Raw genomic sequence first — 19,242 nt, 5'->3', positions numbered from 1 at the left:
GCTTGGTTCAGTCGGACAGTCCAGGCGAACGCCCAAAGTAGGGGATCAGCCTATTTAGAGGCCGGTATCAGCGAACAGGCTATGATCGACGCACAGTACCCCCACTGTTCAGAGAGTTGCGCATGGGAAGCTTCTCCTCATTGATAGCCTCAAAATCAATCGTTGTGAGAGCCTGCCATGTTCCTGCAAGTGCAATCCGTCTTCCGCCCCACGACAGCCAACATCCTGACGCGGGTCTCCACAGCGGCCGACGGGAGTCAAGGAAATGGAGTGAGTGAAGCCCCTAAGTTCAGTCCAGACGGGCGCTATATGGTGTTTTCAAGCAGCGCCAGCAATCTCGTTGCTGGTGACACGAATGACACAAGCGACCTTTTCCGCAAAGATTTGATGACGGGTCAAGTCACTCGCATCTCCACAGCGAGTGATGGAACACAGGCGAATGATGCAACTGAGGGCGACGAGGCTCATCTAAGCTCTGATGGTCGCTATGTGGTGTTTTCAAGCAGCGCCAGCAATCTCGTCTCCGGCGACGATAATAACCTTTCAGACATCTTCCTGAAGGATATGGTTACCGGAGCGATCACCTGCCTCTCGACCAGAGCTGACGGAACGCAGGCAAACCAGGAAAGCCGGTTTGCCCAATTCAGTTCCGATGGGCGCTATGTACTGTTTCACAGCGATGCCTCAAATTTAGTCGATGGCGACACCAATGATAGCTCTGATATTTTCCTGAAGGATCTCAGCACGGGGCAAGTCACGCGGGTCTCCACGAAAGCGGATGGCACCCAGAGCAACAACAGCAGCTCTTACGCTCAATTCAGTGCTGACGGGCGATACGTACTATTTGAGAGCGACGCCAGCGATCTGGTCGCTGGCGATACGAACAATCGGAAAGATATCTTTCTCAAGAACCATGCTACGGGCGAGATCACACGTGTCTCTACCGCGGCCGATGGGACACAAGGCAACGCACGCAGCATGAACGCCTCGCTGAGTGCGAATGGACGTTATGTGCTGTTCGAAAGTGAGGCCAGCAACTTGGTCAGCGGCGACACCAACGGATCTGCGGATGTCTTCCGCAAAGACGTGATCACCGGGGAGATCACGCGCGTGTCTACTGCAACCACCGGAGAACAGGGGAATAGCGATAGCTATGCCTACTCCTACGGACCCGAGTTCAGCGCCGATGGACGGTATGTGGTATTCGACAGCAGGGCCAGCAATTTCGTTCCTGGAGACACCAACGGAGTCTTCGATATATTTCGCAAAGACTTGGTGACCGGTGAGCTTACATTGCTTTCGGTTGCTGCCGATGGGACCCATCCGAACAACTATAGCTATTATTATGAAACCTCGGCAGACGGCCGTTATGCAATGTTCAGCAGCAATGCATCGAACCTGATTGCTGACGATACTAACAATTCGATGGACATCTTCCGGGTCGATCTTTTGTACAAGGCCAACGCAGCAGCCATTGCACAGGGCCGCTACATTGAGACGACGCTTGGCGTCGGGGCAGCCTCCAGCGTGACGGTCGCCTGGGGCGACGGCACAAGCAGCACCGTTGCGCCCAAAGCAGGCCAAGCCTCTCTGAGCCACACCTATGCCGCCACAGGTGCAAAAGCTGCCATCGTCACTCTCGTTGAGGGCGCCCTCACCTGGAATGTGGCCCATACCATCGATATCGGCGCCAGTACCATGGTGCGCAACACCGGGCTCGCCGATACGCTCTCGGGCGGAGCAGGCCGCGACAGCCTCACAGGCGACGCCTTTGTCAACATTCTCGTCGGAAACGCCAGCCACGACCGGCTGAGCAGCGGGGCCGGCAACGACACACTCTCGGGCGGCACCGGCACGGACACGCTGACAGGCAGCACGGGCCGGGATGTATTCGTCTTCGACGATCGCGAGACGAGCTCGTCGAAGACCAAGGCGGACTACATCACCGACTTCTCCGGCCGACAGGGCGACCGGATCGACCTGAAGGCGGTGGACGCCAATACGAAGAAGCGGGGAGACCAGAAGTTTTCGTTCATCGGTGATGAGAAGAGCTTCAGCAAGGCGGGCGAGGTGCGTTTCGAGAAGACGAAGAGCGCCACTTACGTGTACCTCAACACCGACACCGACAAGAGCGCCGAGGCCGTGATCAAGCTGAAGGGCGCCATCGATCTCAGCAAAGGCTGGTTCGTGCTGTAAAGATGCTCCCCTCCTGGCCTGCTGTGCAGGCCACCCTCTCCCGCTTCCGGGAGAGGGTGAAGGGTTACCCGTCCTGATGCTCGCCCCTTCGCACCACGCGCATGGCGGTGATCGTCACGGGGCCGGCGCGTAAAAGGTTCATGGCCGAGACGATCATCTCGGCCAGGCGCTCGAGCGCGATGCTGTCGCCCTCGATGTCGAGCAGAAAATCCTTCGCCTCCACGTAGCCGCCATTGGTGAAGTCGACGCGGGCGTCGAACTTCACGCGGTGCGTGGAGGCGGGGTTGGCCCGGTAGGGCTCCGCCGCGGGATCGGGATGGAAGGTCCGCGGCAGGTTCATCAGCGTAAAGACCCGCAGAAGCGCTGGATGCGGTTGCAGGCATCCTCCAGCGCCGCGTTGGACGTGGCGTAGGAGATGCGGAAGTTGGGGCCGAGGCCGAAGGACGAGCCGTGCACGGCGGCGACGCCTTCCGCTTCCAGCAACTCGGAGACGAAGTCCTCGTCGGTCGCCAGCACCTTGCCCGACGGCGCGGTCTTGCCGATGGCCTCGGCGCAGGACGGATAGACGTAGAACGCGCCTTCCGGCATCGGACACTTCAGGTATGTGGCCTGGTTGAGCATGGAGACCACGAGATCGCGGCGCTCCTCGAAGGCTTTCCTGAACACCTTGAGATGATCCTGAGGCCCATCGAGCGCCTCGACAGCGGCCCATTGCGAGATCGCGCTCGTGCCCGATGTCTGCTGGCCCTGCACGAAATCCATCGCCTTGATGAGATGCTCGGGCCCGCCCGCATAGCCGATGCGCCAGCCGGTCATCGCATAGGCCTTCGACACGCCGTTCATGGTGAGCGTGCGCTCGTAGAGGTTCGGCTCGACTTGGGCTGGCGTTACGAACTCGAAATCGCCGTAGGTCAGGTGCTCGTACATGTCGTCGGTGAGCACCCACACATGCGGATGGCGCATCAGCACGTCGGTGATCGCCTTCATCTCACGCCGCGAATAGGCCGCGCCCGTCGGGTTCGAGGGCGAGTTGAGGATGATCCACTTCGTCTTCGGCGTGATGGCCCGCTCCAGCGGCTCCGGCTGGAGCTTGAAGCTGTGCTCCATGGTGCAGTCCACGAAGACGGGCTTGCCGCCGCAGAGCACCACCATCTCGGGATACGATACCCAATAGGGCGCCGGGATGATGACCTCGTCGCCGGGGTTCAGGGTGGCCAGGAGCGCGTTGTAGATGACGTGCTTGCCGCCGGTCGACACGATGGTCTGCGAGGGCTTGTAGTCGAGGCCGTTCTCGCGCTTGAACTTGCGGGAGATCGCCTCGCGCAGGGGCACGATGCCGGAGACGGGCGTGTACTTGGTCTCGCCCCGGCGGATGGCCGCGATGGCGGCCTCCTTGATGTTGTCGGGCGTGTCGAAATCCGGCTCGCCGACGGAGAGGCTGATGACGTCCCGCCCTTGGGCTTTCAGATCCCGCGCTTTCTGCGTGATGACGATGGTTGCAGACGGCTTGATGCGGGAAAGGGCGTCAGACAAAAAGCCCATGGGAATCCTCCGATCGGGGCGTTAGATAGGGACCGTGACGGCGGCGGACCCTAATGCGGTCAAGCCGTCCAAGCAAGCAAAACAGCCCCGCCTGCCGGGATTTTGAGGAGCCGCCTTTTCCATGACCACATCCGTCACCCGCCGCCTTGCCCTCGGCCTCTTCGCCGGCGCCACCCTGCTCGCGACGGCCGCCTCCGCCCAGGATTTCCCTAACCGGGTCATCAAGATGGTGGTTCCCTACCCGGCGGGCGGCCCGACCGATGTCATCGCCCGCATCGTCGCCGAGGAGATGGGCAAGGACCTCGGTCAGAACGTGCTGGTCGAAAACCTCGCCGGCGCCTCGGGAGCCGTCGGCACCCGCACCGTCGCGAAGGCGGATCCGGACGGCTACACCATCATCTTCGGCAACAACCAGACCCATGGGAACAACATGTTCCTGCTCAAGGAGCCGGGCTACGACGCTGTGAAGGACTTCGCGCCGCTGGCCGGCGCAGGCGCCTTCGAGCATGTCTTCGTGGTCAAGAACGACCTGCCCGTGAAGTCGATCCCCGAGCTGGTGGAACTCGCCAAGAAGGACCCCGGCAAGCTGAATTACGGCTCCACGGGCGTCGGCTCCGGCTCGCATCTCGCGACCGAGCTCTTCATGACCCGCACGGGCACGAAGATGACCCATGTGCCGTTCCGAGGCGCTGCTCCCCTGGTGACGGAGCTCATGGCCGGTCGCATCGACGTGTCGAACTCGACCCTGCCGAGCGTCCTTGCCCAATTCCAGGCCGGCCAGATGCGCGCCATCGGCATCGCGAGCCCGCAGCGCAACCCGCAGGCTCCCGACGTGCCGACCCTGCGCGAGCAGGGCATCACCAATGCGGACGCAGAATCCTGGGCCGCCTTCTTTGCGCCGGTGAACACCCCGAAGCCCATCCTCGACAAGCTGTCCGGCACGATCATCGCGATCCTCAACAAGCCCGATGTGAAGGAGCGGATCACCAAGCTCGGCTTCACCCTGAACGTCCGCAGCCCGGAGGTGTTCAGACCGTACCTCGACAAGGAAATCCAGACCTGGGCCGAGATCATCAAGGCTGCGAGCATCAAGGCGGAGTGAGACTGGTATAAAAACACTGCGTCATGGCCGGGCTTGTCCCGGCCATCCACGTTTTAGAGGCTCAAGACGTGGATCCCCGGAACAAGTCCGGGGATGACGCGGGATATGCGAGTTACAGGAGATAACAGATGCCACACCACCAGGGTCGTCTGATCGACCACATCCACCTGCGTGTCTCCGAACTCGAGGCGAGCCGTCGCTTCTACCGTGCGGTTCTGCAGGCCCTAGGGCATGACTTCACCTCCGAAAGCCCGGAGCATTTTGCCTGCGACGAGCTTTGGGTCGATCAAGCCGATGGCCCAGTCTCTCGTGTCCATATCGCCTTTCAGGCAAAGGACCGGGAGAGCGTTCATACCTTCCATGAAGCAGCCCTCACCGCTGGCGGGCGCGACAATGGTGGCCCTGGGGAACGGTCCTACCATCCCGGCTACTACGCGGCCTTCGCCTTCGATCCCGACGGCCACAACATCGAGGCCGTGTTCCACGGGCCGACGGAACGCTCCGCCGCATCGGTCGTTGTGACACCGACGGCTGGGGATTGACTTGCCACAATAGTTAACAATTCGTTAACAAAGACTTAGCCAAGAGTCCGCAAGCAGCACTTTCGCCGCACCCCGGAACTTTCTTGAATCAAAGAAGTTTTCCTCTCGTAATCGTCATTCGGTTACTAGGGGAAGAACCGATGAAGACCTTCGGAACCAGAAACGCCTATCACGTTTCGTCCCGGGTTCACCGGCTCGATCCGCGCCAGGAAAGCCGACGCTCCCTGGTGCTGATCATGCTGATGGGCTTTGCGACGCTCTCCGTCATGGCGACCACCCAGACCCTCTCGGCCCAGGACACCAAGACTATCCACGTCTATTCCCCGCGATAACGCGTGAGTGAACGACGGCACGGTTGACGCCCTGCTGCAAGAGTCTAGCTCTCCGGCATCGGAACGACGGAGAGATCGGAATGCTCAGATTTCGTACTGCCCTGATCTGTGCCCTGACCCTCGGTGCCCTTCCCCCCGCCCTGGCTCAGGACACGCAGCGTTTCCGCACCGAGAAGGTGGAGGTGATCGTCGAGACGGTCGCCCGCGATCTCCAGAATCCCTGGGGCCTTGCCTTCCTGCCCGACAACCGCATGCTGGTCACCGAGCGCGCCGGGCGCCTGCGCCTCGTCGATGCCAACGGCACCCTGTCCGAGCCGATCCGCGGGCTCCCGCAGCTGGCCGTGCGCGGGCAAGGCGGCCTTCTGGATATCGCCCTCGATCCCAACTTCACCCAGAACCGCCTCGTCTATCTGAGCTATGCCGAGGATCGAGGCGAAGGCCGCGCCGGCACGAGCGTCGCCCGGGCGCGGCTTGCCGAGAACGGCACGGCGCTGGAATCCCTGGCTGTCATCTTCCGTCAGGAGCCGTCCTATACGGGCCCCAACCACTGGGGCTCGCGTCTGGTCTTCGACCGGGAGGGCAACCTCTTCGTGACTCTCGGCGACCGGTTCGACCTGCGCGATCAGGCGCAGAACCCGGCCAACCACCTCGGCAAGATCGTCCACATCAAGCCGGAAGGGGGGCCTGCGCCCAACAATCCGTTCCTCAGACGCGAGGATGCCCGGCCCGAGATATGGTCCATCGGCCACCGGAACCTGCAGTCGGCGGCGCTCCATCCGACGACCGGCGAGCTCTGGACTGTCGAGCACGGCGCGCGCGGCGGCGACGAAGTGAACATCCCGCAGAAAGGCAAGAACTACGGCTGGCCCGTCATCTCCTACGGCGTCGACTATTCGGGCGCGAAACTCGGCGAAGGCACGAAGAAGGCGGGGTTGGAACAGCCGGTCTATTACTGGGATCCCTCGATCGCGCCGTCGGGCATGGCCTTCTACACGGGCGACAAGTTCCCGGCCTGGCGCGGCAGCATTCTTGTCGGTGCGCTGGCCGGCAAGCTCGTCTCGCGGCTGCAGACCAACGGCAACCGCGTGACGGCTGAGGAGCGCATGCTGCAGAACCTGGGCGAGCGCATCCGCGACGTGCGCCAGGGGCCGGACGGCTTCGTCTATCTGCTCACGGACTCGCGGAACGGCCGCATCCTGAGGATGAAGCCCGCGACCTGAGAGATTAGATCACTAACGCCTGCTCTTCGTGCTCCTCCTTCGTCATCACCGGCCTTGTGCCGGTAATCCATGCCTTTGTCTCCCATTAACCCTCATCCTGAGGAGGTGAGAGCGAGGGAAAGACGTGAATGGCCGGGACGAGCCCGGCCATGACGAGGAAGATGTTCAACGAGCCTGGAAGATGAAGGCTGCCCCTGCGGCGATGAGGCCAAAGCCGATGAGATGGTTCCAGCCCAGCGGCTCCTTCAGATAGAACACTGAAAACCCCGCGAAGACCACGAGGGTGATCACCTCCTGCATGGTCTTGAGCTCGGCGGCCGCGTACACGGCGGAGCCGATGCGGTTCGCCGGCACCGCGAACCAGTATTCGACGAAGGCGATGCCCCAGCTCGCCATGACGGCGAGCCACAGGGGCGACGTCTTGAACTTCAGGTGCCCATACCACGCGAAGGTCATGAAGACGTTCGAGGCGATCAGCATCAGGATGGGTGCAGTGTGCGGGCTCATGGGACTTTCGGGGAAAGCTAGGATGCAGGCGTGCCCTGCCCTATCCTTCTCAGCATGGCTGTCAAGCGGCCGGACGGGAATGGACAGGGCATGCGGAAGAAGGTTGTAGCGATAGGACTCATGAGCGTTGGTCTCGGCTACGGCCTGTGGCGCGGCTCGGAAGCGGGACTCGAGCGGACGTGGCAGAGCCTTTTCGGTTCGCCCGATCTCGGGCCGGTGGACTTTGCTATCCTCAAGCGCCGACCCACACCGAACGACGCCCTGATCTGCCCCCGTGACCTCTGTCCCCAGGCACGACCCGATGCCGAGCCTCCGATCTTTCCGGTCCCTGGCATCCGCCTCCGCAGCCTCGTCTCCGAGGTGGCCCTGTCGCAGCCCGGCACGACCCTTCTCGAGAAAGGTCCGGAGCAGGACCGCTATCTCGTCCGCACGCGGCTCATGCGCTTTCCCGATACCGTGGTCGTGCAGGTGTTCGATCGCGGGCAGGATGCATCGACCCTCGCCCTTTATTCCCGCAGCCAGATCGGCCGCTCGGATTTCGGCGTCAACAGGCGGCGGATCGAGCATTGGATTGCGCTCGTCGGAGCGCGTGTACGGCAGCAATCCTAACGGATCTTCAGACGCTCCAGGACCTGGGATCCACCCGCAATCTGCGGATTGGAGGGATCGAAGCCTTCGCGCCGCTCACGCTGCGTGACGAGTCCGCGGGCCTGCTCGAAGGCGATGTCGAGGCGGCGCTCGCCGCGAAGGGCCTTGTTGAAGAAGGCATCGCCGAAATAGGTCCAGGTCGCGCCGTCCCGGCAGCCGAAGGACGGCTTGTCGGCGGCGGCCGCTGTGATGACAAGGGTACGCGCATCGGCCAGTTCCCGGGCAAAGACGCCCGAGTAGCAAGCCGAGACGATGACCACCCGGTGCTGTGCCCTGGTTCTATCCAGCAGCGTCCTGACGTCACCGGGCGTGACGAGACGGGTATCGCGACCGGCGACCAGCGCGATGCCCTCGGGAGCCCCATGGGAGGTGAGGACGAGCACCACGATGTCTTCGGCCGGATCGAGCACCTGCCCCGCAGCCGTGGCCGCCGCCATCAGGGATTGCGGCGTCGCACCGGCCCGGCGCTTGGTGTTGAACTGGACGATGGAGCGCCCCTTCGAGCCGAACTGTGCTTCGAGAATGCGGGCTGCACCCTTGGCTTCGCTTTCGAACACGCTCTGTGGCCCCCAAAGGCCGAAGGACAGGATATAGACGTCGGTCTGTCCCGCGCGTTGCGGCTCCAGCCTGACCGGATCAGCCCGGCGCGCGGGCTGGCCCAGGGTTTCTTGAATGGGAACGGCGGCGAGGACCAGCCCCACCAGCCAGAAGACGATCGAACGGCGCATGTCGTTTCCCCAGCCTTCGTCCACTTTACGCACAGAGCCGCCTCGAAGCCAACGCGGACCCCGGCTGAACCGAATCCCCTCTTCCGGGTTTCCCTGTCAGGAACGTGACAACAGGTTGTCCCAGAAGAGCTTCCCAAGAGGATTTCTATGGATATCGCGCTCGACAAGGTTTGCGAACTCATTCTCCGGGTCAGGGCCATCGAGGTCAAAGAGGGCATCACCGATCCGGCCTCGGGCTCAAACCCCATCGACGACGGCAGCATCGATGTGCTGACCGCATCCCCGGACGATGCAACGGAAGACGAGATCCGCGACGTGATCGCCGGCCTCAATGACGACGAGCGCGCCGACCTGATTGCCCTGGTCTATATTGGGCGGGGCGACATGGAGCCCGAGGAATGGGGCGCCGCCGTGCGCCTGGCCCGGGAGCGCGAGGAATCGAGTTCCCTCTCCACGGCCGACTGGCTCATCGGCATCCCTAACCTCGCCGACCTTCTGGACGAAGGCCTCAACGCCATGGGCCGCAGCTGCACCTGATGCGGATGGCGCGCCAAGATCCTTGGCGCGCCGCTCCATTACATCGCCTTTGGCATTGCTGCGATGTCGCGGACGCTTCCGCCCACGCCCGAGATCATCCCGACTTCCGAAGTCTTTCCGGTCGCCAGATCGACCTTGTAGAGCGACTTGCCGCTCATGAGCCAGCCTTCGCTCATGGCGTCGCCTGACACGATGTCGAAGGCAACGGCGCCGGCTTCCACGCCCAGCATGCCGACCGAGTTCAGAACACCGTCATTGGGAGGCGCCTGCTTGACGAGCACGCCGCTCGCCTCGATATCGTAGAGCGTTGTCTCCTTCGCGCCCTTCACGGAATTCGTATAGGCGCCGGCGACAACCTTGGGCATTTTGCCCTTGTGCATGTCGGCCTCGGCGAACTTCAGCTGACCATCCTTCGTAACCTTCCCGTCATCCACATTGGCGCGAAGGTTCGTGCCATCCGAGCCGATGATCCGCAGCCGGTCGGCGACGGGGTTGAAGTCGACGGTCGCCATGGTGCCGGGCGCGAGCATGGCATCGAGCTTCGACTTCATCGTCGCCTTGCCGGTGGCGGGATCGATCGTGACGATCGTTCCATCGGCCACGACCCCGTAGAGCATGCCGTCGGCTGGGCGTATGTCGATGCCGATGAGAGCGCCGGAGAGCCCCGAGACCTTCACCGCTTGCTCGGCCTTTTTTCCCGCCACATCGACGACGGCGATCATGTCGTCCCCGACAAGGGCAGCGACGCTCTGCGCATGAGCGGCGCCTGCCAGGAGAGACGAGCCGAGCAGAGCCGCGGCCAAGGGTATGAGCTTCATGATATGTTCCTCCGGCTGAAAGCGCCGGTCGAGAGCAACCGGCGTTGCGCATACCCGCCAGGATCCTCTATGGATGCAGGGGACATGAATTTTTTCGGCCTCTTCTGCATCCAGAGACGGGGTTCGGGTGTATCGTCGGCGAGTGGAAACGGAGTTCTCGCGTGAAGGCAGTGCTGGGGGAGATGGCCTCCCCGGCCTTTGACCTGAATCACGCCCTCGGCCAATGCGCCCAGGGTGATCGCGTGGCCTTGCGTGCCATCTATGACGGCGAAGCGCCGCGGATGCTCGGCGTCGCCATGCGGCTCCTGCGGCGGCGGGCTTTGGCCGAGGAGGCGGTGCACGACACCTTTCTTCAAATCTGGCGCAAGGCTGACAGCTTCGACCCGGCCCGAGGCGATGCCCGTTCCTGGCTCTATGCGATCCTGCGCAACCGGGCGCTCAACATCCTGCGGGGCGAGACCCGGACGGATCTGGTCGAGGATTTCGAGCCCATGGGGCTTGTGAGCGACGAGGAGAACGCCGAGACCCTGATGCTGCGTCTGTCCGATACGGGGAGCCTCAAGCGCTGCCTAGAGCGCCTGGAGCCCGCGCGGCGCCAGGCCATCACGCTCGCCTATATCCACGGCCTAAGCCACGGCGAACTCGCAGGGCGCCTCGGCGTGCCGCTCGGCACCATCAAGTCCTGGATCCGCCGGTCGCTGATTTCATTGCGGGAGTGCATGGCATGACGCGTGATGATCAGGACCGTCTCGCCGCCGAACATGTTCTCGGGCTCCTCGAGGGGGACGAGCGCGGACTGGCCGAGCGTCTGCTGGCCTCGGACACGGCCTTTCAGGCTCTCGTCCAGCAATGGCGCACCCGCTTTGCCGAATGGGACAACACGGCCGCCGACTTGATCCCGGGCGATGCCCTCTGGCAGCGGATCGAGACAGGGATCGAGGCCCGGCCCGCTCGTGCGAGCCTTGGTCCTGCGGCACAGGCTCGGCGCGCCCCGTCACCGGGCCTGCTGCGGGGATTGTGGGACAACCTGACCTTCTGGCGCGGCTTCGGCTTGGCCGGTGCCATGGCCGCGCTCCTGCTCGCTGCGGGCATGGGCTACTTTGCCGAGAAGGCCACACGCCAGCCGATGCTCGTGGCGGTTTTGATGAACGAGACCAACCAGCCCGGCGCCGTGCTGCGCACCTTCGCGGACGGACGCGTCGAGCTCACGCCGCTTGGCGACATGCAGATTCCGCACAATCATTCCATTCAGGTCTGGACCTTCCCGGACCCGGCAGGGGTGCCGGTCTCGGTTGGGGTCGTCCATACGGCGAAGACGGTCCTGCTCGACTTGCGAAACCTGCCCCGGCCGCACTCCAATCAGATGTTTGCGATCTCGGTCGAGCCCCTCACCGGCTCGCCCACAGGGCAGCCCACGGGCCCGGTGGTGATGAAGGGAACGGCCTCAACGGCACTGTGACGGCGCCCTATTTGTGACACGGATCAGGCCAATACTTTCGGTTAACCCCAAAGGAGGATGCTATGACTCCGCGCCACCCGCCTGAGAGGCCAGACGATGACGGGCAGAGCGAGCTTCTGCGGGCCGTTCATCGCGCTCTCAAGGATATCAAACCCGTGAATGCCCCTGCGGACGAGCAGGCCGTCCCCAGCCAGGAAGAGACTGCACCGCGCCTTGTGAAGAAGCACGACGTCGATGTTGAAGTCGAGGACGACCGCATCGAGGCTTACCTGAGGGGGCCGACGGCGTTCACGGCCTGACCCAAAAATCTGTCTTCACGAAAACGCGACCCCGCATCCAATCGCATTCATGCGGGGTATCCGCCCTGAAGGTTGAGCCTTCGGTTGCCGGCAACAAGGCCGGGACCTCAATCCAACCCATTCAGGGATCAGATCCATGAACATTCGCATTGCCTGCATGACTGCCGCCATTGCTCTGGCAGTTCCGGCTCTCACCCTGTCGCTGCCAGTGACGGCGCAGGAGCAGACCAAGACGGTCGGCGGCGCCCCGATGTATCCGTCGAAGACCATCGTCGAGAATGCCGTCAATTCGAAGGACCACACCACCCTCGTAGCCGCCGTGAAGGCCGCCGGCCTCGTCGAGACCCTCCAGGGCCAGGGCCCGTTCACGGTTTTCGCTCCGACCAACGCCGCCTTCACCAAGCTGCCCGCCGGCACCGTCGACACCCTGCTGAAGCCCGAGAACAAGGCCCAGCTCACCAGCGTGCTCACCTATCACGTGGTGGCCGGCAAGATGACGGCGCAGGACCTCGCCGCCAAGGTGAAGGAAGGCGGCGGCAAGGCCATGCTGAAGACCGTGCAGGGCGAGACGCTTACCGTCACCCCCTCGGGCAGCACGCTCACCATCACCGACAAGAAGGGCGGCAAGTCCACCGTCAGCATCGCCGACGTGATGCAGTCGAACGGCGTCATCCACGTGGTCGACACCGTTCTGCTGCCGGGCTGATCCCCGATCCCAACAGGGGCGGAGCGAAAGCTCCGCCCGGTTTTTCCAGTGAGCACACACTTCGGCAGCCCTTCGGGGCTGCTTTTTTGTTGAGACGGGCCGTCCTGGGTAATCGGCCTGCAGGGCAGCAGCGACTGCGTTCAGGACAAGGCCGGCGAATTTCACCAGCGACGGCGTTTTCAGTTTTCTCAACTGATGGTAGAACCTAGAACTGATTCTATATAACGTTGTAAAATGCTATCCGCTGCCGTGCTCCTCGACGCATCCTCCGAGTCGACCCACCGGTCTCTGCCAGCCATCATCCGCGTGGCTTGCTGAGCCATGCCGATCCTGCACTGGCTGACGCGGGACGAAGACATTCGCGCCGTGCGAGGCGTTCCCTACCGACTGTTGCAGGAGGATTCCTCCCACAGCTACGGGGACCCGGATTCCACGAACATGCTGATCCAGGGCGACAACCTGGAGGCCTTGAAGGCCCTGCTGCCCTTCTATGCGGGACAGGTGAAGTGCATCTACATCGACCCGCCCTACAACACCCGCTCCGCCTTCAAGCATTACGACGACAACCTCGAACACACCCGATGGCTCGCCATGATGTGGCCGCGCCTCGAGTTGCTGCGGGACCTGCTCGCAGAGGATGGATCGATCTGGGTCTCCATCGACGACAACGAAGGACATTACCTCAAGGTCATCATGGATGAGGTGTTTGGAAGGAGGAATTTCGTAACGAGTTTCATCTGGCAGAAAGTCGATAGCCCAAACGATAACAAGGTTGCTATCACACCCGATCACGAGTTCATCCTCTGCTACGAGAAGAACTTCGATCATGCAGACTTCAAGAAGAAGTCGGATGCATCAATCCTTGAGGCATACGGCAATATGAATGAGGCCGGGAGACGATATCGTGATCGGCTATTGAAGAAAAATGGAAAAAATAGCCTCCGACATGATCGTCCGACAATGTACTTTTCAATCAAAGCACCGGATGGCACCGATGTTTTCCCTATTCACGACGACGGTCGGGAGGCGAATTGGGCATTTAGCTCCAATGGAGTCGCGCGGTTGCGAGACGAGAATAAGTTGATTTGGAAAAGAAGAATGCGTGGGACCGAAAGAATCTGGGTTCCGTACAGTAGGGAGTACGCACCAGAGACTCCAACGAGGCCTAACCCCACAATATTGTTAGATGTGAAAACATCACGTCAAGCTAAGGCCCATCAACGCGAGCTTCTAGGTGATATTGAGCCTTTTTCAACAGTGAAGCCTGAGCAACTTCTGGAGCGCATTCTCCACACCGCCACCAATCCCGGCGACCTCGTGCTCGATTCCTTCCTCGGCTCCGGCACCACAGCCGCTGTCGCACACAAAATGGGCCGCCGCTATATCGGCATCGAAATGGGCGAGCACGCCGTCACCCATTGCGCGCCGCGCCTGAGCAAGGTGATTGAGGGCGAGCAGGGCGGCATCTCGAAGAGCGTCGACTGGCAGGGCGGCGGAGGCTTCCGCTTCTACCGGCTCGGACCTCCGGTCTTCGATGAAGACGGGCATATCCGGAGCGATATCCGTTTCCCTACGCTCGCCGCGCATGTGTGGTTCAGCGAGACGAACATGCCCTGGACCGGCAAGGGCAAGTCGCCCCTCCTCGGCATCGAAAAAGGCCGTGCCTATGCGCTGCTCTACAACGGCATTCTCGGCGACAGGCGGCCCAACGGCGGCAACGTGCTCACGCGCGGCACGCTGCAGCTGATCCGCGAGGCTGTTGCCAAGCGCGCCCCCGCCTTCGACGGCCCGTTCACGATTTATGGCGAGCAGTCGCGCCTCGGCTCCGCAACTTTGGAGCAGGAAGGCATCGTCTTCAAGCAGACGCCATACGACGTGAAGGCGCGGCGGTGAGGCTACTCCCATGAAGCTGAAAACGTATCAGGGCGACACCCTCGCAACGCTCCGCCGCTTTCTCATCGAGGCGCGCGTGGCGGGGCCGCGCAACGCCTATGAGGCGATCACGGGCGAGCCCGAACAGGCCAAGCGTCTCGGACGCTATCGCGGCGAGTACAAGGCGTTGGAAGCGCTGCCCGACGCACCTTACGTGTGCCTGCGCTTGCCCACTGGCGGCGGCAAGACGGTGCTCGGCGCGCACGCCATCGGCATCGCGCGCGACGCCTGGATTGAGAAGGACTTTCCCCTCGTTCTCTGGCTCGTGCCCTCCAACATTATTCGCCTGCAGACGGCGGAGGCGCTGAAAAACCCGCGTCACCCTTACCGGCAGGCGCTGGACGAGGTGTTCGAAGGGCGCGTGCGGGTTTTCGACATCGAGAGCTTCACACAGATCCGCCCGCACGACATCCGCGATAATCTCTGTGTCGTCGTCAGCACGATTCAGACCCTTCGTGTGGACAAAACGGAGGGGCGCAAGGTCTATGCCCATCACGAGGATATGGAGCCGCATTTCTCCGGTCTCCCGCCCCACGCGCCGGGGCTGGAGCAGCAGGAGGGCGGTGGCATCAAGATCTCCTTTGCAAATTTGCTCCACATGCACCGCCCGCTCATGGTCGTGGATGAAGCCCATAGCGCAATCACGAAACTTTCACGCGAGATGCAGGCGCGCGTGAATCCTTGTGCGATCATCGAATTTACCGCAACGCCGCGCTTCAAGTCCAATGTCCTGCACAGCGTGACGGCGCAGGAGCTGAGGGACGAGGAGATGATCAAGCTGCCGATCGTGCTGGCCGAGCATCAGGATTGGCAGGGCGCGGTCAACGGCGCGATCGCGACCCGCGCGAAGCTGGTGGAAGCCGCAAAGGACGAGGCGGGCTACATCCGCCCCATCGTTCTGTTCCAGGCGCAGCCGAAGGACCAGGAGGTCACGGTCGAGAAGCTGAAGCAGCATCTGATCGACGTTGAGCAGATTCCGGAAGAGCGCATCGCGGTCGCGACCGGCGACCAGCGCGAACTCGACGGGATCGATCTGTTCGACCCGAAATGCGGCATCGAATACGTCATCACCGTCGAGGCGCTGAAGGAGGGCTGGGATTGCTCCTTCGCCTATGTGTTCTGCTCCGTCTCACGTATCCAGAGCGCCACGGCGGTCGAGCAGCTTCTGGGGCGGGTGCTGCGGATGCCCTATGCGAAGCGCCGAAAGAATTCCGACCTCAACAAGGCCTATGCCCATATCTCGGAGCCAAGCTTCAGCGCCGCCGCGACTGCGCTCGTGGACAAGCTCATCGACATGGGCTTCCAGGACGAAGCGCCCGAGATGATCGAGGTTGCGCAGGGGCATTTCGACGATACGGGATTGTTCGCCCCGCACGAGCGGCCCAAGCCGAGCTTCCGCTATAGCTTCACACCCTCCCCCGCTCTATACGCCGCAATGAGGGACCCAGCCATTCAGGGCGTGGCGGTGAACGAGACGCCCGAGGGCAAGATCGAGATCGTCGTGACGGGCCCCATCGCGCCGGGAGTCGAGACGATCCTGACCGAGGCCATAACCGAACCCGAACGGCAGGGATTTTCGGAGGCTGCGCGGGCCTATCAGGCTGAGATTCTGCCGACGCTCTCGCCTGCCGAACGAGGCGAAGCCTTCACCGTGCCGGGGCTCGTCAGCGAGATTCAGGGTGAACTCGTCTTCGCCGAGCCTGAGAGCCTGATGGAGTTTCACGACTGGTCGTTGCTCGACCATCCGACAAAACTTGACGAGGCCGCCTTCTCGATCCGGGACAATGCGCAGACCTTCGAGATCGACGTGGACGGCCGGCGCATCGTCTACAGCTTCGCACGGGAGGAAAGGCAGCTTTCTCTCGACATCGCAGTAGAGGGCTGGACGCCGGAGAACCTGTCGATCTGGCTCGAACGGCAGCTGCGCCAGCCGGACATCCACCCTTCCGAACTTCTGCGCTGGGTGCGCGACGCGGTGAGACATCTGGCGGATGCTCGCAGAATCCCGGTTTCCTCGCTCATGCGCGCCAAGTTCATCCTCGCGAATGCGCTCAAGGTTCGCATTGCCGACATCCGCCGCACGGAGCAGGGGACCGCCTATCAGCGCTATTTGATTGCGCCGGAGGCCAAGGCTGGAGTGTCGCTGGAGAAAGGCTTCGTCTTCAGGAACGGCATCTTTGCCGACCAGCGCCGCTATCGCGGGTCTTGGCGACCGACAAAGCATTTCCTCGGCCCCGATCACGTACCCGCCTTCGATGGCGCCGAGCAGGGCGAGGAGTTCCAGTGCGCTCAGATCTTGGACAGCCTGCCGAGTGTCCGACACTGGATCCGCAACGTCGCCAAGCACCCGGACGCCTTCTGGCTGCCTCTGGCTTCCGGCAAGTTCTATCCTGACTTCGTGGCTCTGCTGAACGACGGCCGCCTCTTCGTGGCCGAATACAAAGGTGCACTTCTCGCTGTAGAGGGCAACAAGGAGACGAACGAGAAGCGCACTGTGGGGCAACTCTGGGAGAAGGTGAGCGACGGCAAGGGTCTCTTCGGGATGGTCGAGAAGAACGTCAATGGAAGGGACATGCGGGCGCAGATGACAGGCAAACTCGGCATCTAGCCTGCACCCATCTACGCTCTAAGACGTTGTCGAAGCTGGAGCAGCCGTGTAGCTGATCCTGACAGTCACGCTTGACCGATTTCGACAGGAGCCCTCATGAGCATCGGCCTGATCGCCCTGCTGGACGACATCGCAGGCCTCGCCAAGGTCGCCGCCGCCTCGCTCGACGATGTGGGGCTGCAGGCCGCCAAGGCGGGGGCGAAGGCCGCTGGCGTCGTGATCGACGATGCGGCCGTCACGCCGCGCTACGTGGTGGGCTTCGCGGCCGCGCGCGAACTGCCCATCGTCGGCAGGATCGCCTTAGGGTCGCTCAAGAACAAGCTCCTCTATCTGCTGCCGGCAGCCCTGCTGCTGAGCCTGTTCGCGCCCTGGGCCATCACGCCGCTGCTCATGATCGGCGGCGCCTATCTCTGCTACGAGGGCTCGGAGAAGGTGTTCGAGGCGCTCTTTCCCCATGGAGCGCATCAGCACGAAGCCGCCGTGGGCGAGGCCACGCAGACGGCGCAGGGTCTCGAGGACGAGAAGGTCGGCGGCGCGATCAAGACCGATTTCATTCTCTCGGCCGAAATCATGGCCATCACCCTGGCGAGCATCCCTGCGGGATCGTTCACCATGCAGGCCGTCGTGCTCGCCGTGGTCGGCATCGGCATCACGGCCGTGGTCTACGGCGGCGTGGCTCTGATCGTGAAGGCGGACGACGCCGGGGTCGCCATGGCAGCCAGCAACCGACCCGTCTCTCGCATGTTCGGCCGTGCCGTGCCGGGCTCACCGCCTTCCGGTGCGGACCGGGCCCTGGCGCCCCTGACGAAGGCCTTCGGCCGCGGTCTGGTGAAGGGCATGCCGATCCTGCTCAAGGTTCTCAGCGTCGTGGGCACCGCCGCCATGATCTGGGTCGGCGGCGGCATCATCATCCACGGGCTCGAAGGTTACGGCCTCGCCTGGCTGGGCCACGCCATCCACGATATCGCCTTGGCGGCGGGTCATGCGGTGCCGGCCCTCGGCGGCTTCGTGGAATGGCTCGTCTCGGCCGCGGCCGCGGGTCTGTTCGGGCTCGTGCTGGGAGGCCTGCTGATCCCGCTCGTCCATTTCGTCGCCGTGCCCCTGCTGAAAGCCCTGCGCGGCGGCAGGAAGGCCGAGAAGCATACGGCCTGAGCCGGGTTGTCGCCCTTCCCATCACCCGATGTTTGTACCATATTCGTTCCATGGCCAAATCACCCAAGAAGCCCAAGCTTTCCACCGGGAAGGCGTCCAAACCTGAGCTGAAGCCCCTAGCCCCCCACCTGGCAGAGCTTCTCAATCCCGCGGTCAACCGGGAAAGGGAGGCGGCCGAGGGCTTTGCCGAGCGCGCGCAGGAAACCTTCATCCATGGCGACCTCACGGATGTAGACCCGGCGCTGGCGAAGAAGCTGGGCCTGAAAGGGCCTGACGACGGGCCGGACGTGGCCGAGGAACTGGGCGACCTGTCCTCCGGCTCCGGCTATTCCGCAACGGTCGATGCGCTCTCGCGGCTGCTCACCGAGGGCGATCCGCGCTTCAAGAACGGCACGCTCTGGGTGCCGCACCGCCCGCCCCGTCCCGAGAAGTCGGAAGGCGGCATTCCGTTCAAGATCAAGTCGGACTTCCAGCCCGCCGGCGACCAGCCGACTGCTATCCGCGAGCTGGTGGACGGTGTGCGCCGGCAGGAGCGCGACCAGGTGCTGCTCGGCGTCACGGGCTCGGGAAAAACCTTCACCATGGCCAAGGTGATCGAGGAGATGCAGCGCCCTGCCCTCATCCTCGCGCCGAACAAGACGCTCGCAGCCCAGCTCTACGGCGAGTTCAAGTCGTTCTTCCCCGACAACGCGGTCGAGTACTTCGTCTCGTATTACGACTATTACCAGCCCGAGGCCTACGTGCCGCGCTCGGACACCTTCATCGAGAAGGAAAGCTCCATCAACGAGCAGATCGACCGCATGCGCCACTCGGCGACGCGCGCGCTCTTGGAGCGCGACGACGTGATCATCGTCGCCTCGGTGTCGTGCATCTACGGTATCGGCTCGGTCGAGACCTACACGGCCATGACGTTT

At 62.8% G+C, this 19,242-nt stretch carries 20 protein-coding genes; 15 read left to right on the top strand and 5 right to left on the bottom strand.

The annotated features are described in order from the left end of the window. Positions 1-177 precede the first annotated feature (177 nt). Positions 178-2,196, top strand: coding sequence for a PD40 domain-containing protein (locus tag ILT44_RS24590; protein ID WP_204242244.1), 2,019 nt, complete (start codon positions 178-180; stop codon positions 2,194-2,196). A 64-nt stretch (positions 2,197-2,260) separates the two neighbouring features. Here the strand turns inward: ILT44_RS24590 and ILT44_RS24585 are convergent, their stop codons facing one another. Continuing rightward, on the bottom strand, positions 2,261-2,536 hold the full coding sequence (locus ILT44_RS24585) for a hypothetical protein (RefSeq protein ID WP_204242243.1): 276 nt from the start codon (positions 2,534-2,536) through the stop codon (positions 2,261-2,263). Beyond that, positions 2,536-3,738: a pyridoxal phosphate-dependent aminotransferase gene (locus ILT44_RS24580; protein ID WP_204242242.1), complete on the bottom strand. Its 1,203-nt coding sequence runs from the start codon at positions 3,736-3,738 to the stop codon at positions 2,536-2,538. The genes ILT44_RS24585 and ILT44_RS24580 overlap by 1 nt, the downstream gene beginning before the upstream one ends. A gap of 121 nt (positions 3,739-3,859) precedes the next feature. On the opposite strand from ILT44_RS24580, the gene ILT44_RS24575 reads away from it, so the two are divergent. The 4 genes from ILT44_RS24575 to ILT44_RS24560 all read left to right on the top strand — a co-directional run bounded on the left by ILT44_RS24575 (position 3,860) and on the right by ILT44_RS24560 (position 6,934). Further along, complete coding sequence (locus tag ILT44_RS24575; protein WP_204242241.1) at positions 3,860-4,840, top strand: Bug family tripartite tricarboxylate transporter substrate binding protein; 981 nt, start codon at positions 3,860-3,862, stop codon at positions 4,838-4,840. 128 nt (positions 4,841-4,968) lie between these two features. Continuing rightward, entirely contained in the window at positions 4,969-5,382 is a 414-nt protein-coding gene (locus ILT44_RS24570; RefSeq protein ID WP_204242240.1) for a VOC family protein, read from the top strand. Between the two features lie 140 nt (positions 5,383-5,522). Next, positions 5,523-5,714: a hypothetical protein gene (locus ILT44_RS24565; RefSeq protein WP_204242239.1), complete on the top strand. Its 192-nt coding sequence runs from the start codon at positions 5,523-5,525 to the stop codon at positions 5,712-5,714. Between the two features lie 80 nt (positions 5,715-5,794). Beyond that, positions 5,795-6,934: a PQQ-dependent sugar dehydrogenase gene (locus ILT44_RS24560; protein ID WP_204242238.1), complete on the top strand. Its 1,140-nt coding sequence runs from the start codon at positions 5,795-5,797 to the stop codon at positions 6,932-6,934. A gap of 165 nt (positions 6,935-7,099) precedes the next feature. On the opposite strand, the gene ILT44_RS24555 is transcribed toward ILT44_RS24560, so the two are convergent. Further along, positions 7,100-7,441 (bottom strand): DMT family protein, encoded by a 342-nt coding sequence (locus ILT44_RS24555; RefSeq protein WP_204242237.1) that lies wholly within the window; start codon positions 7,439-7,441, stop codon positions 7,100-7,102. Positions 7,442-7,561: 120 nt separating this feature from the next. On the opposite strand from ILT44_RS24555, the gene ILT44_RS24550 reads away from it, so the two are divergent. Further along, the gene (locus tag ILT44_RS24550) at positions 7,562-8,050 is read left to right on the top strand and encodes a DUF1499 domain-containing protein (protein ID WP_204242236.1); all 489 of its coding nucleotides are present in this window, start codon (positions 7,562-7,564) and stop codon (positions 8,048-8,050) included. Here ILT44_RS24550 and ILT44_RS24545 read toward each other — a convergent pair. Next, positions 8,047-8,817: a C13 family peptidase gene (locus ILT44_RS24545; RefSeq protein ID WP_204242235.1), complete on the bottom strand. Its 771-nt coding sequence runs from the start codon at positions 8,815-8,817 to the stop codon at positions 8,047-8,049. The two genes, ILT44_RS24550 and ILT44_RS24545, sit on opposite strands and share 4 nt — an antisense overlap. 147 nt (positions 8,818-8,964) lie before the next feature. Here ILT44_RS24545 and ILT44_RS24540 point away from each other — a divergent pair, with 147 nt between their 5' ends. Beyond that, positions 8,965-9,354, top strand: coding sequence for a DUF3775 domain-containing protein (locus ILT44_RS24540; RefSeq protein ID WP_204242234.1), 390 nt, complete (start codon positions 8,965-8,967; stop codon positions 9,352-9,354). Positions 9,355-9,392: 38 nt separating this feature from the next. Here the strand turns inward: ILT44_RS24540 and ILT44_RS24535 are convergent, their stop codons facing one another. Next, entirely contained in the window at positions 9,393-10,172 is a 780-nt protein-coding gene (locus tag ILT44_RS24535) for a DUF4394 domain-containing protein (protein ID WP_204242233.1), read from the bottom strand. Positions 10,173-10,354: 182 nt separating this feature from the next. On the opposite strand from ILT44_RS24535, the gene ILT44_RS24530 reads away from it, so the two are divergent. The 8 genes from ILT44_RS24530 to ILT44_RS24495 form a co-directional block, all read left to right on the top strand. Further along, entirely contained in the window at positions 10,355-10,900 is a 546-nt protein-coding gene (locus ILT44_RS24530) for a sigma-70 family RNA polymerase sigma factor (protein WP_239468511.1), read from the top strand. Next, the gene (locus ILT44_RS24525) at positions 10,897-11,631 is read left to right on the top strand and encodes an anti-sigma factor (RefSeq protein ID WP_204242231.1); all 735 of its coding nucleotides are present in this window, start codon (positions 10,897-10,899) and stop codon (positions 11,629-11,631) included. The genes ILT44_RS24530 and ILT44_RS24525 overlap by 4 nt, the downstream gene beginning before the upstream one ends. 62 nt (positions 11,632-11,693) lie before the next feature. Continuing rightward, a complete protein-coding gene (locus ILT44_RS24520) occupies positions 11,694-11,930 on the top strand; it encodes a hypothetical protein (protein WP_204242230.1) in 237 nt (78 codons plus the stop codon). A gap of 136 nt (positions 11,931-12,066) precedes the next feature. Then, a complete protein-coding gene (locus tag ILT44_RS24515) occupies positions 12,067-12,636 on the top strand; it encodes a fasciclin domain-containing protein (protein WP_204242229.1) in 570 nt (189 codons plus the stop codon). A 321-nt stretch (positions 12,637-12,957) separates the two neighbouring features. Continuing rightward, the gene (locus tag ILT44_RS24510; protein ID WP_204242228.1) at positions 12,958-14,529 is read left to right on the top strand and encodes a site-specific DNA-methyltransferase; all 1,572 of its coding nucleotides are present in this window, start codon (positions 12,958-12,960) and stop codon (positions 14,527-14,529) included. Positions 14,530-14,539: 10 nt separating this feature from the next. Then, positions 14,540-17,176 carry a DEAD/DEAH box helicase gene (locus tag ILT44_RS24505; RefSeq protein ID WP_204242227.1) on the top strand — a complete coding sequence of 879 codons (2,637 nt, stop codon included), beginning with the start codon at positions 14,540-14,542 and terminating at the stop codon, positions 17,174-17,176. A 96-nt stretch (positions 17,177-17,272) separates the two neighbouring features. Beyond that, positions 17,273-18,328, top strand: coding sequence for a DUF808 domain-containing protein (locus ILT44_RS24500; protein WP_204242226.1), 1,056 nt, complete (start codon positions 17,273-17,275; stop codon positions 18,326-18,328). A 50-nt stretch (positions 18,329-18,378) separates the two neighbouring features. Then, positions 18,379-19,242: DEAD/DEAH box helicase family protein (locus ILT44_RS24495; RefSeq protein ID WP_204242225.1), on the top strand; the 864-nt coding region annotated here is incomplete at its 3' end.

The sequence above is a fragment of the Microvirga arvi genome, assembly GCF_016892765.1.
Taxonomy (GTDB): domain Bacteria; phylum Pseudomonadota; class Alphaproteobacteria; order Rhizobiales; family Beijerinckiaceae; genus Microvirga; species Microvirga arvi.
The sequence above is the reverse complement of the archived record's forward strand: the minus strand, read 5'-3'. Positions and strand labels throughout refer to the sequence as shown.